Below are 12,596 nucleotides of genomic sequence, written 5' to 3'. Positions count from 1 at the left end.
TAAGTACGTCCCCAATGAGTAGGAAAAATGGGCCATGTGTCCCAGTTGAGGAGACTCGTTGAGCCATCTGGGTATCGTGAAAGATCGCGCACTCCCCCATCATCAAAAGTGACACACGCTACCAGTTGATGGGAGGCAGCCATGGGCTTCTTTGACAAGATGTTCGAGAAGAAAGAGTGCGCGATTTGCGGTACCGAGCTGGGACTTCTAGGTAAGACAAAAATCAATGAAGGCTACCTGTGCAAAGAGTGCGCCGGCAAGCTCTCCCCCTACTTTCACGGCTATCGCTCCAGCACCGCGGACGATATCCGCGAGCAGCTCGCCTACCGCGAGGCCAATGCCGAGCGCCTGGCGTCGTTCAACCCCACGCGCACGCTTTCTGCCGGGCGCACCAACATCATGCTCGATGAGGACGCGGGCCTGCTGATCATCACCTCGCAGAGCCGCTGGCGCGACGCCAATCCCGACATCATCGAGTTCTCGCAGGTACTCGGCTGCGATATGGATATCGACGAGCATCGCACCGAAATCTATCGCGAGACCAAGGACGGCGAGCGCGAGAGCTACAACCCGCCGCGCTACGACCTGGATTACGACTTTAATCTGACCATTCACGTCAACACGCCGTACTTTACCGAGATCAACCTGCGCGTAAACGACTCCACCATCGATCAGCGCGGCTCCATCGAATACCGCGAGGCCAAGCGCCAGGCAACCGAGGTCCGCGACGCGCTGGTGCAGCTGCGCCAGGAGACGCGCGACAGCGTCGTGGCCGCCAAGGCCCCCAAGACCGCGGTGACCTGCCCCTTCTGCGGAGCCACCACCATTCCCGATGCCAGTGGGCGCTGCGAATACTGCGGCGGCGCCATCGGCGCATAGCCTCCGGCACGGAAAGGACCGATCATGGCCTTCGAGAGCGTCAACTATCAGTGCCCTGCCTGCGGTGGCCCCCTGCATTTTGCAAGCGCCGAGCAAAAACTCGTCTGCGACTACTGCGATTCGCGTTTTGAAGTCGAAGAAGTCGAGGCTCTCTATCGCGAGCGCCAGGACAAGGCAGATGCCAAAGCCGATGCCGCAGCCGCAGCTCCCAAACCTGCTGCCGACGATGCCGTGCAGGAGCTCGCCCAAAACGCCGGTTACATCTGCTCGTCGTGCGGCGCCGAGCTCATGTCCGACGGCACCGTCGCCGTCACCACCTGCCCGTACTGCGGCAACTCCGCCGTGGCGCCTGGCCAGCTCTCTGGCGACTTCTCGCCCGACCTGGTGATTCCATTTAAGCTCGGGCGCGACGACGTCACGGCCGCACTCAAGGAACACTACAAGGACAAAATCTTGCTGCCCAAGAGCTTTGTCACCGGCAACCACATCGACGAGGTCCAAGGTGTCTACGTGCCGTTTTGGCTCTACGGTGCCCGCGTTGACGGCGAAGTGTACTTTGACGCGACCAACGAGACCGTGACCGAGGAATCCGACCGCACCGTCACGACCACCGACCACTACGATGCCTATCGCAAGGGCAATATCTCGTTTAGGCGCGTGCCCGTCGACGGATCGTCCAAGATGCCCGACGGCCACATGGACGCCATCGAGCCGTTTGACTACGACGCGCTGCGTCCGTTCTCGGTCGTATATATGCCCGGCTACATCGCCAACCGTTACGACGAGGACTGCGAGACCTGCAAGGCGCGCGCCGAGCGCCGTATGGAAGAAAGCGCGATCTCGGCCCTGCGCGAGACTGTCGTCGACGAATACGACGATGCCACGGTCGAAAGCAAGCAGCTCGACTACACCTGGGAAGACAGCGACTACGCCCTGTTCCCCGTCTGGATGCTCTCCACCTCGTGGAACGGCAAGAGCTACCTGTTTGCCATGAACGGCCAGACCGGCCGCTTGGTCGGCGAGCTCCCCTGCTCCAAGCCCAAGCTCGCTATTGCCTCGGTGCTGTTCTTTGTGATCGGATTTGTTCTCTCCCAGATTCTCTTTATGGGTGAGAACGCCTTCGATCCGGATTACCTCGCCTTTGATATCGAGGGCATCCTCATCAACATCATCGCGCCGCTGATCATCGTGATTATCGGAGACGTGCTGCTGGTAGGCCAGCTCAAGACGGCCAACGAGGCCACCCACGCCGACGAGTACTGCGGCGAGCTCGACCTGACCGAGAAGCACGACACCTTCAGCCACACCGAGACCACCGTTGTCATGAAAGACGACAAGGACGACTAAGCAATCCAACCAATACCACCCGGCCTTTGACGAGAAAGGAAGATCACCATGGGACTCTTGAAAGCTGGATTGGGAGCTGCCGGCGGCGTCATGGCCGACCAGTGGAAGGAATTTATCTACTGCGAATCGATGCCTGCTGACGTCTTGGCCTGCAAGGGCAGCAAACGTACCGGTGGCCGCAGCTCCAACACGCGCGGCGAGGACAACGTCATCTCCAACGGCTCCGTCATCGCCGTCAACGACGGCCAGGGCATGCTCGTGGTGCAAAACGGCAAGATCATCGAAGTCGCGCTGGAGCCTGGTGAGTTCGTCTTCGATACCGGCAGCGAGCCGAGCGTCTTTAGCGGCAACCTGGGCGATTCCATCAAGGAGACCTTCGCCAATATCGGCAGCCGCTTTACCTTTGGCGGCGACGCGGGCAAGGACCAGCGCGTCTACTTCATCAACACCAAGGAGATCATCGGCAACAAGTACGGCACCGCCTCGCCCGTGCCCTTCCGCGTGGTCGATAACAACATTGGCCTGGACGTTGACATCTCCGTGCGCTGCAACGGCGAGTACTCGTACCGCATCACCAACCCGCTGCTGTTCTACACCAACGTGTGCGGCAACGTGACCGATAGCTACACGCGCGACAAGATCGACAGCCAGCTTAAGTCCGAGCTGCTCACCGCCCTGCAGCCCGCCTTCGCCAAGATCTCGGAGATGGGCATCCGCTACAGCGCCATCCCCGGCCACACCACCGAGCTCGCTCGTGCGCTCAACGAGGTCCTCTCTGCCGACTGGCGCGACCTGCGTGGTGTCGAGATCGTGAGTTTTGGCGTCAACTCCATCGCAGCCTCGCAAGAAGACGAGCAGATGATCAAGGACCTGCAGAAGGCCGCCGTCATGCGCGATCCCACCATGGCGGCAGCCAACATTGCCAGCGCCCAGAGCGACGCAATGCGCGCGGCAGCCGCCAATCCCAACGGCGCGATGGCAGGCTTTATGGGCATGGGCATGGCAGGTGGCATGGGCGGCATGAACGCCAGCCAGCTGTTCGCCGCCGGCCAGGCACAGCAGCAGGCCGCCCCGCAGCCGGCTCCGGCACCCGCTCCCGCACCGGCTCCTGCCGCTGCTCCCGCGGCCGGCACATGGACCTGCAGCTGCGGCGCCACCAACACCGGCAAGTTCTGCTCCGAGTGCGGCAGTCCCGCACCCGCCCCGGCACCGGCCAAGTGGTTCTGCCCCAACTGCGGCAGCGAAAACGGCGGCAAGTTCTGCAGCAACTGCGGAACGCCCAGGCCCTAGCCCCTCTATCTGGTAATTGGCGGGGGATCCGCCACCCCCGCATTTGCTTCTATGGGTTTCGTTCGATAAAGGAGGACACCATGAAGACAACGTTCAAAAAGTCCGTACTCGCATTTCTGACATGCGTCCTTGCGCTCGCCTTTGCCCTGACGGGCTGCAGCGGCGGCGGCAAAGACCCCAAGGCCAACTTCGTCGGCAGCTGGGAACTCTCGGGTGGAACCCTGGAGGGCGAAGAACTGACCGATGAGTACATGAAGATGCTCGAGGATTGGGGTGTGCACTGCGTCCTGATTCTCGATGAGGACGGTACAGGCGCCCTCGACCTGTTCCTTGAAGTCGTCGACCTTAAATGGGAGGCAAAGGACGCCACCACCGTAACCATCACCGCCGAAGACGAGTCGCATGACATGAAGCTCAAGGACGGCAAGCTCATCCTCGAAGAGGATGACGGCAATCTTGTCTTTACCAAGTCCGACAAGGACCTGTCCGGCACGGTGAAGAAGGATCGCGAGGCGGCCGAGAAGGAAGAAGAGATCGACGAGGCCGTCGAAGACGACGACGTCCAGAAGATTGAAATCTCCCCCGCCGTCACCGTTGCCGATGACGACCTGTGCACCATCACCATCACCGAGAAGTTCAAGGACGAGTGGGACGACATCGGTTTTGTCGTCAACATCACCAACAAGAGCGACAAGGACCTGACCTTCTACGCCCCCAGCGGCAAGACCAACGTCAACGGCACCATGAAGGAACCCTGGTTCTCGGCTCACCTGATGCCCGGCACCAACGCCACCGAGGAATTCACGTTCTCGAGCGGCGAGCTTGACAGCCTTGACGACCTGGTCAACACGACCATCGGCATCGACGCCTACCTGACCGATTCCTACGAGGACGTCGCCTCCTACAGCGCAACCATCGCGTAGCGGCACGTAACATCAGCCGCGGATTGGCGGACACATCCGCGCACACCAGACGGGGCCGCAGGAGATGATCCTGCGGCCCCGTCGCTTTATGCCGACAGCACTGCCCATACAAGCAGGCCGCCCGCCGTTTTTAGATGCGAAACGGTGGGCGGCCTATCCTTGCGGTGCCGGAACACGGGTGAGCGCGTCGATTACGGGCGCTCCATGTTGGGAACGATGCTACCCTCGGTCACCGCATGCACGGCCAGGCGCATGATGTTGTCGTAGCCGGTCTTGCTCAGGATCTCCGAGATGCGGCGCTTGATGGTGCCCTCACTCATAAACAGCTCGGCCGCGATCTCGCGACGACTTTTGCCCTCGCAGGCAAGGCGCAAAATCGATAGCTCGACATCGTCGAGGGCTGCTGTACCCGAAAAAATGCTCTCGGGCGGCTTGGGAAACGTGCAGTAGCCAGCCAACGTGGAGCGCATCACGGCGAACAGCTCGTCGATACCGACGTTCTTGTACACAAAGCTGTCGACGCCCGCCTCGCGGGCCTGATCGACAAAGGTGATCTCGGGCATGCCTGTCATGATAATGATGCGACACTCGGGCAGCTGCTCCTTGATGCGTGCCGCCGCCACGATGCCGTTTGAATCGTGTTCGGTGCACACGTCCATCAGTATCATGTCCGGGCGCTCCTTGAGCGCGACACCCAAGGCCTCGGAGGCATCGGCGATCGCGGCAACGACGGTCATATCGGGCTGGTCGCCAACGGAGCGCGCCAGGCTCTCGCGCAGGATGGCCTGATCTTCGACAATTAACACGCGGATCATGAGTTTCTCCTTTGGGACGTGTCGTTGGCGTTAAGCGGAATGGATACCGTAAGCGTAAAGGGCGGGGTGGCGTGGACCTCTAGGCTGCCACCCAGATCTTGCGCGACATGCCTCATACCTGGGATTCCCGTTCCCTCGCGATACGATACGGGGGCCGGGGACCCGTCGTTAGAAATCGTCATGTGCGCGACGGCGTCAGCATCCGTCCTCTCCTGCCACAAGCGCACATGGACCCGATGCGCCTGCGCATGCTTGGTGGCGTTGGTCGAGGCCTCGCGGATAATCTGCAAAAAGGCAGCGGCGACACGCGCGTCCTCAGGCAGCGCACCCTCAACATCGATCTGCACGCTCACCAGGCCAAAAGCATGGACGATATCGCCCAGTTGCTCTGCCGGTTCGGTGTCGCCCCCGCTGCGCAGATCGGCAGCGATTGAGCGCAGCAGCGGGTCGATCTGCTCGAGCGACTCGTCGTCCAAGCGCCCCTCCTCAAGATAACGATGGAGGATGGACAGGCGCTGACCGATCACATCGTGCACACGGGCGCGCATACGCAGATAGGCCGCATTATCAGCAACTTTTTTGACTTCTTCGATCTGGGCTTGGAGCTCTTGGCCCGCAAGCTCAAGCAGGTGGTTGGCTTGCGCCAGGCGGTCATGGGCATGTGCGTACTCCGTCACGTCCAAGCCGATGATGCGCTCCAAGGGGCGACCCGAAACCATAACGTCGTCGCACACAAACAGGCGAATCTCGGAGGGAGAAACCTCGACCACCGCGCGTGTCTCACCAAAGCGATCCAGGTCAATTCGAACGCGGTCTTTGCTGCTCTCGGGCATCTGGGCGCTGAGCTTTCGAAGGCCGTTCCATGTGCCGCTCATATCGTGCAAGTCGGTGGGCATGTGAAGCTCAGCGAGGTTTTTGCGCATGCAGCGGTTCATGAGCAACGGATGGCCCTTTGAATCCAGATACAGGATGCCGACGGGAATCACGTTGATGGTTTCGATCGTCGAGAACGCGGTGATATCCTCCTGGCGGTTACGGACGTCCATCAAGAGCGCCGCGATGGAACGGAACAGGAAGAACGCTCCCTCTGCGATAAGGACAACGGCCCACGCCGAGCCCAGGGCAAAAACCACCGGCGGTGTCACGGCGGCAACAAGCAGCAGCTCGGCCAGCATGACGGGGCGACGATAGTGCACCATAAGCACTACGCCGTAGGCAAAGATCGCGGCATTGAGCCACAGCGCTCCGCCCATTGCCCCGGCGCAAACGTCAAGCGGCGCCACCAGATATGAGCCAGACGACGCGAACAAAATGACAGCCGAGATGACCAAGTGAAGCACAAGGCTCGCCTCGTAGGCGCAAATCACCTTACGGTTATAGGACGAGCGGCGCGATGCGATGAGCGGGACGTGGATCGTCTGTAGACACGCAGCCAGGGCGAAGACAACATCGAGCGCAACGATTTGGGGAAGGATGAGCGAAATCTGCATCGTTACTCACCCGCCCTCGGCATCAAGACGATCATGCGCAGCTGGCCGGGCTCGCCCTCAAGGCGGTATGCCACGTTGCGCCCTTGCAGAGCGCTTTCGAGCTCTTGCGCAGCGGGCGTCTGCGAAAGATCTTCATCATCGTTGGAAAAAAGCGTGGCGCGCAGCTCGACACTGCACCGGTCATGGTCACCCAAGTGATACATGAGCGCCGGGTGGTCGGTGGTGTAGGCAAAAAACGCAAAGTCATACACGCAGTCGTACAGGGCGCTTACCGTACTGGCGTGCATCGGGCGCCGTATGGCGATAATCGAGGCGCAATCGACATCGATGGTGCGCAGGTCGCTTGCGAGCTCGTTGGCAATGAGCTGAATGCGGTCGCGATCAAAGCCGCTCTCCCCGTGCTGCGCCAGTGTGAGCGACCCCTTGCGCTTGCAATAGGCGACGAGCATCTTGGCGCGCTGTAGCATGCGGTAACGCTCGTGAGAAGACGCTTCGTCGGTCAACGGCGGCAGCGAGCTCAGCAGGTCATACATCTCTTCGAGCGCGCGGGCGAGTGCCTGGTCCACGTCTTGGACCAGCAAGGTCTCGGCCTCTTGATCTGCCAGATGCGTCTTAAGATCGTAGTCGGCCGTAAGCAGCTCATTTTGGCGCTGCAGCTCCATGCGACGATGTGCCAGTTCACGGTTAAGCTCGTTGAGCTCCGACACGTCTTGGGCAAGCAGGGCCGATCCGCCCAGCAGTGGAAAGGCGCGATACATTACATCGGGATCGGACGCCACGGCAAAGGCATGGGCATGCCCGTGTTCCTGGGCCCGAAGCTCTTCGCACACGCCCGCCGGCATTGGCTTCGACACCGGTGTGGCATAGACTTCCTGCAGGTCGCGCGTTAGAACTTTGAGGTCGAGCGGCAAGGTATCGAAGATGCCGGCGATGTCGTGATATGACGGAATGACACCGCAATCGAGACAGATTTCCATCGCCACCACGCACAAGACGCAATAGACGAGCGAGAAGTTGAGCCTCCATGCCCAGGGCACACGCAGAGCATACGAGATGGCAAAGAACGCAGCACCCAACAAAACAAGCGCCGCCGTGCCCGAAAAGCGCTGAATGCGAAAGGACGAGGACCGACCCACCAGGATAAAAAAGGCCGCGAAGTTAAAGGCTGTCCATACCAGAACGGTACCGTAGCCCCAACCATATGTGTAATCGTTGCTCCAGGTTCCACTCGATCGATCGAAATGGAAGACCTGCTGATGAACATCGTTAGTAAGCACAAAGCCGATAAGCAGGACAGCCATGACCCACAAAACGGTGCGGTACCGACGCCCCATACGATGCTGTTCCAAACCCGCGAGGCGCAGACCGCACAGCTGGTAGATCAGCGGAATGAGCGTCATGGGCACGTAGTACAGGTACCACAGCACGGTGGCATAGAACGGCGTGAACGACTTATATTTGAGGATGACCTCGATCATCCACAGGGCACAAATGGCGGCGATGGCAACAAGGCGGCGGCGCAAGACGTAGTCCAAGCAGCGTAGGTACGCCAACACACCCCAGATTGAAAATGCAATTGCGGCGACAAGCAGCGGGAGAGAGCTCGAGTGGACGAGCGCATCCACGACCTCTTCGGACACCTCGCTATAGGCGGGCACGGTGTTGGAAAGCTTGGGGTCGGAGGCGAACAGTGCCGGCAAGACTGCCAAAAGCATAAGGAACAGCGCGGTAATGGCGCCGGCGATAACAAAGACGCGGTGGCGATACACGCCATGCGATATGCCAACAAGGAATCGCGGCATGGCGAAGAGCCTGCCGCCCCTAAGATCCGCCACGGGCGCGGATCGGGCGGTCGCGTGGCCGATATGTCGCTCGCGGGTACCCATAGTGCTTTTAGTGTACCGACAGGCGGGCCCAAAAAGCGGGCCACATGTCCCAAAATCCGCCGACGGCGAGGGACGTCGCCAGCGACTAGTCGTTTAAGAACGTCCCCAATGACTAAGACAAAACGAGCGAGGATTTTTGGACGCCCAAATGGCGAGAGTGGATAATCTCCCACTTTGAGCCCACAAACAGGCTAAAAACGGGAGATTATCCACTCTCATTCTGCGGGCACTCATTTAAGTACGTCCCCAATGAGCGCTTTCACTTCTTTTAACAAAACGCCTGGCGGGCATTAACTGCTCGCCGGGCGTTTTGGTTAGGAGGCTATGGTTGTTGGGAAGCCTTAGGCCAGGTCCTCGCCGTTCGTCTCGATGACGTGTTTGTACCAGTCGAAGCTCTTCTTTTTGGAACGCTTGAGGGTGCCGTTGCCCGCATCATCGCGGTCGACATAGATAAAGCCGTAGCGCTTGGACATCTCGCCCGTGCCGGCGCTCACCAGGTCGATTGGGCCCCAGGTGGTGTAGCCCAGCAGGTCAACGCCGTCCTCGGTCACCGCATCGCGCATCGCGGCGATATGCTGGCGCAGGTAGTCGATACGGTAGTCGTCGTTGATGGAGCCATCCTCCTCGACAACATCCTTGGCGCCCAGGCCGTTCTCGACCACAAACAGCGGCTTCTGATAACGGTCGTACAGGTCGTTGAGCGTAATACGGAAGCCCAGCGGATCGATGGCCCAGCCCCACTGGCTCTCCTGCAGGTAGGGATTCTTGGCGCCGGCGAAGGCGTTGCCCTGGGTGCGCTCGACATCGGGGTTATCGGCACCGGCGGAGCAACGGGTGCTGTAATAGCTAAAGCTGATGAAGTCGACGGTGTTGGCGGCCAGGATCTCGCGGTCCTCGTCCGTCATACCCACATCGATGCCTAGACGCTCGAGCTTCTTGACGGCATAGGCCGGATAGTAGCCGCGGCTCTGGACGTCGACAAAGAAATAGTTGCTCTGGTTGTCAATCTGCGCCTGGCGCACATCGCCCGGACGGCAGCTGTAGGGGTAGTAGCTACCTGCGGCGAGCATGCAGCCGATCTTGACCTCGGGGTCGATTTCGTGGGCGATCTTGGTTGCCCAAGCGCTGGCGACGAGCTCGTTGTGGGCGGCCAGGTACTCGACGGCCTCCTTGTTCTCGCCCTCCTCAAAGACCAGACCGGCACCCATAAACGGCAGGTGCAAGATCATATTGATCTCGTTAAAGGTGAGCCAGTACTTTACCAGGCCCTTGTAGCGGGTGAAGATCGTGGTCGCGAGGTTCTTGTAGAAGTCGATGAGCTTGCGGTTGCGCCAGCCTCCGTACTCCTTGATGAGGTGAATCGGGCAGTCGAAGTGCGTGATGGTCACGAGCGGCTCGATGCCGTGCGCCTGGCACTCGCGGAACACGTCCTCGTAGAAGGCCAGGCCGGCCTCGTTGGGCTCGGTCTCGTCACCGTTGGGGAAGATGCGGGTCCACGCCAGGCTCATGCGGAAGGTCTTAAAGCCCATCTCGGCAAAGAGGGCGATGTCCTCCTTGTAGTGGTGGTAGAAATCGATGCCGGTCTGCGCGGGGTAGTAATAACCGTCCTCGAAGTCGAGCATCTTGCGCTGGCCGGAGACCACCGCGTAGCGCTCGGGGCCGTGCGGCGCCACGTCCACGTTGGCCAAGCCGCGGCCGTCCACGTTGTAGGCACCCTCGCACTGGTTGGCAGCCGTTGCGCCGCCCCACAGGAAGTCTTTACGGAAAGCCATACATCGATCCTTTCATACGCTGCTTGTCGTAGCTTCAGTATCCCCGCAAACAGCGCGCTGCTCAACGACAGCGGCGCAGGCCGACACTTCTTTTCGCGCACAGGCGCCCCGCAGCCGCCCCCGTCTGACACTTTTTGATACCGCCGCCCCAAACCACCACAAAGGGGACAGGCACCTTTGTGGTGGTTTGGGCCCGGTTTGTCTCGATCTGTAACAGGTAGGCCGCCAAAACCGGGCCTGGTGTTACAGATCGAGATCTTTCGGGCAGCCCTCTACGGTTTGTCTAAATCTGTAACAGGTAGAGACGATTTAGCCCGCTAGATGTTACAGATCGAGACAAACAGGAAGCCCCTAGTCGCAGGTGATGTCGAGGTTTTTGCCGATGAGGCCCACGTAACCGCCCTCGGCCGCCTTGGGGCTGTCGGCGTGGCAGAGGACCCACTTGTCGGCCTTCCAGTAGCAGTAGCTGTCACCGACGGCAGGCATGTCGGCTGCAGCCTCGGGGCGCGGGCCGTTGGTGCCCGCCGGCAGCGCCACCATCACCTGAAAGCCGCCGTCGTCGACCATGCAGGGCGTGTAGTGAAGCGTGGTGGCGTAAACCTCGACGAGCGTGCCGGCGGGCGCGCGAAAGGCCTTGACCTGAGCGGTGTCGAGCTTGCCGTCGACAATTTGCTCGCGCTTGGCCAGCAGCAGAATAAAGTCGCGCGCACCCAAATTAAACTCACTGGCACGGTGATACTCCAGACAGTTGAGGCGCGTGTTGTGGCCGTTGCACCAGCCCGGCTGGAACGGACGGCCGCCGTACATGAGCAGGCCGAGCGTGTCGACACCCTCAACCTGCTCGAGCTCGGGTGCGGAGGCCACGTACTTGGTGCCCTCGGGAATGGGAGTAGCCGCAAGCGCCTCGACAAGCGGGGCGGTCAGGTTGGACGGCACGTCGTCCCACACGCGACCATAGGATTTGAACTCGGGATCTGATACAGAGTAGATATGCATGTTCGCTCCTGTTCGTTTATGTGACAGTATGAACATTCTAGAACATCATTCATCCACGACCACGATCAATACCGAAAACATTGCATGACGAAATCACCCGCTCAAAAAGCGACATGCAGCTTCCTAGTCGAGATAATCTTTAAGAAACTCAATAACGCTCATACACCAGTAGTCGGTCTCCGGCGCATGGGGCTTCATCAATGCGTGCCCCCCTTCTGAATACATGACTCCCTCATGGTGTACTCCAGCTGCATCCAGAGCATCGACCATCTTTTCATAATTGTCGGGCGATACAATATCATCGTCAGCGCATTGCCAAAGATATGTCGGAGGATACCGCTCCCACACATGCTGATTAATACAGAAATCATCGAGCGAGTCGCGACCAGCCCCGCCGCACACCGAATCAAGAAATCTATTGTCTGATGCGTTCTCAAAGCCACGAAGATCAATCGGTGCATAACACAGGACCAAGGCTTTGGGTGCCTCGCATCCGTAGGACGCAAATCCCTTGTTGTCCGTCCCCCACTCGGCAGTTAAATGCGCACCAGCAGAAAAGCCGATAACTGCATAACTTTTTGCGACATTTAATTTCGCTGAATTCTCAAAGACAAAACGGACAGCTCGATTTAAATCGTCGATTGGACGCGGCATCAAAGGCTCGACCCTCACCCTGTATGACAGCACGAACACGTTATAGCCCGCATCGTTGAGCTCGGGGGCAACGGGAAAGCCTTCCATTTGATGACAAACGCTCTGATAACCTCCGCCCGAAACCGCAATGATAAAGGGAGCCCCGGGTCTCCCGGGAAAGAAGAACAGTTTCGTGTTGCGTCGAGTCGGATCACGGATGCAGTCGGCTTCATCCCATATATCGTAGGCAACTTGCCTCCCGTCATCCACGAGCTCGACAATCCGATTCAATCCACGCAAAACGCGAGTAGTTTCATATGGATTAGCATCAGAATTCATATGAGACGCGATGGGTTTATTCCACATGCGCTCCCAAGTTGAAGGCCGGCAAAGCATAAGGTGCTCGCCAAAGCCAGCGAACTCAGGAAGGAGCGCGATTTCGCCAAACGTCATATCGGCTGTAATTGTCATAGCTAGTCACTCCAAAAATGAGGGTGGGCTCGCGTGAATCAACGGCAAGCCCACCACATGCAATCTGCCGCGGGGTTTTCGGCAGCTTACATCC

Annotated in this window: 10 protein-coding genes; 4 read left to right on the top strand and 6 right to left on the bottom strand. The window is 59.4% G+C overall.

Features of this window, described 5'->3' with window-relative positions; all coding sequences use genetic code 11:
• The first annotated feature begins 141 nt into the window (after window positions 1–141).
• The 4 genes from DW180_RS02940 to DW180_RS02925 all read left to right on the top strand — a co-directional run bounded on the left by DW180_RS02940 (window position 142) and on the right by DW180_RS02925 (window position 4,439).
• Window positions 142–879 carry a DUF4428 domain-containing protein gene (locus tag DW180_RS02940; RefSeq protein WP_022094560.1) on the top strand — a complete coding sequence of 246 codons (738 nt, stop codon included), beginning with the start codon at window positions 142–144 and terminating at the stop codon, window positions 877–879.
• 24 nt (window positions 880–903) lie between these two features.
• Entirely contained in the window at window positions 904–2,226 is a 1,323-nt protein-coding gene (locus DW180_RS02935) for a hypothetical protein (protein WP_118237355.1), read from the top strand.
• A gap of 48 nt (window positions 2,227–2,274) precedes the next feature.
• Complete coding sequence (locus tag DW180_RS02930; protein ID WP_089573532.1) at window positions 2,275–3,516, top strand: SPFH domain-containing protein; 1,242 nt, start codon at window positions 2,275–2,277, stop codon at window positions 3,514–3,516.
• Between the two features lie 80 nt (window positions 3,517–3,596).
• Complete coding sequence (locus DW180_RS02925; RefSeq protein WP_118237353.1) at window positions 3,597–4,439, top strand: hypothetical protein; 843 nt, start codon at window positions 3,597–3,599, stop codon at window positions 4,437–4,439.
• 191 nt (window positions 4,440–4,630) lie between these two features.
• Here the strand turns inward: DW180_RS02925 and DW180_RS02920 are convergent, their stop codons facing one another.
• From DW180_RS02920 to DW180_RS02895, 6 genes are all read right to left on the bottom strand, one after another.
• Window positions 4,631–5,254: a response regulator transcription factor gene (locus DW180_RS02920; protein ID WP_055252147.1), complete on the bottom strand. Its 624-nt coding sequence runs from the start codon at window positions 5,252–5,254 to the stop codon at window positions 4,631–4,633.
• Window positions 5,251–6,744, bottom strand: a complete 1,494-nt coding sequence (locus DW180_RS02915) for a sensor histidine kinase (RefSeq protein WP_118237351.1) — start codon at window positions 6,742–6,744, stop codon at window positions 5,251–5,253. The genes DW180_RS02920 and DW180_RS02915 overlap by 4 nt, the downstream gene beginning before the upstream one ends.
• Window positions 6,745–6,746: 2 nt before the next feature.
• On the bottom strand, window positions 6,747–8,546 hold the full coding sequence (locus DW180_RS02910) for a histidine kinase N-terminal 7TM domain-containing protein (protein WP_233545159.1): 1,800 nt from the start codon (window positions 8,544–8,546) through the stop codon (window positions 6,747–6,749).
• 425 nt (window positions 8,547–8,971) lie between these two features.
• Window positions 8,972–10,402, bottom strand: coding sequence for a 6-phospho-beta-glucosidase (locus tag DW180_RS02905; protein WP_089573537.1), 1,431 nt, complete (start codon window positions 10,400–10,402; stop codon window positions 8,972–8,974).
• A 351-nt stretch (window positions 10,403–10,753) separates the two neighbouring features.
• Window positions 10,754–11,398 carry a DUF4867 family protein gene (locus DW180_RS02900; RefSeq protein WP_118237347.1) on the bottom strand — a complete coding sequence of 215 codons (645 nt, stop codon included), beginning with the start codon at window positions 11,396–11,398 and terminating at the stop codon, window positions 10,754–10,756.
• Window positions 11,399–11,521: 123 nt separating this feature from the next.
• Complete coding sequence (locus tag DW180_RS02895; RefSeq protein ID WP_118237345.1) at window positions 11,522–12,502, bottom strand: alpha/beta hydrolase; 981 nt, start codon at window positions 12,500–12,502, stop codon at window positions 11,522–11,524.
• Between the last annotated feature and the right edge of the window lie 94 nt (window positions 12,503–12,596).

Origin of the sequence: Collinsella sp. AM16-21 (genome assembly GCF_003471905.1) — a bacterium.
Classification (GTDB): Bacteria; Actinomycetota; Coriobacteriia; order Coriobacteriales; family Coriobacteriaceae; genus Collinsella.
Note: the sequence above shows the minus strand (reverse complement) of the source record. Positions and strands in the feature narration are given on the sequence as shown.

Coding starts and splice junctions, on each gene's coding strand:
- DW180_RS02940 (WP_022094560.1), top strand. CDS start 142: ATGGGCTTCTTTGACAAGATGTTCGAGAAGAAAGAGTGCGCGATTTGC.
- DW180_RS02935 (WP_118237355.1), top strand. CDS start 904: ATGGCCTTCGAGAGCGTCAACTATCAGTGCCCTGCCTGCGGTGGCCCC.
- DW180_RS02930 (WP_089573532.1), top strand. CDS start 2,275: ATGGGACTCTTGAAAGCTGGATTGGGAGCTGCCGGCGGCGTCATGGCC.
- DW180_RS02925 (WP_118237353.1), top strand. CDS start 3,597: ATGAAGACAACGTTCAAAAAGTCCGTACTCGCATTTCTGACATGCGTC.
- DW180_RS02920 (WP_055252147.1), bottom strand. CDS start 5,254: ATGATCCGCGTGTTAATTGTCGAAGATCAGGCCATCCTGCGCGAGAGC.
- DW180_RS02915 (WP_118237351.1), bottom strand. CDS start 6,744: ATGCAGATTTCGCTCATCCTTCCCCAAATCGTTGCGCTCGATGTTGTC.
- DW180_RS02910 (WP_233545159.1), bottom strand. CDS start 8,546: ATGCCGCGATTCCTTGTTGGCATATCGCATGGCGTGTATCGCCACCGC.
- DW180_RS02905 (WP_089573537.1), bottom strand. CDS start 10,402: ATGGCTTTCCGTAAAGACTTCCTGTGGGGCGGCGCAACGGCTGCCAAC.
- DW180_RS02900 (WP_118237347.1), bottom strand. CDS start 11,398: ATGCATATCTACTCTGTATCAGATCCCGAGTTCAAATCCTATGGTCGC.
- DW180_RS02895 (WP_118237345.1), bottom strand. CDS start 12,502: ATGACAATTACAGCCGATATGACGTTTGGCGAAATCGCGCTCCTTCCT.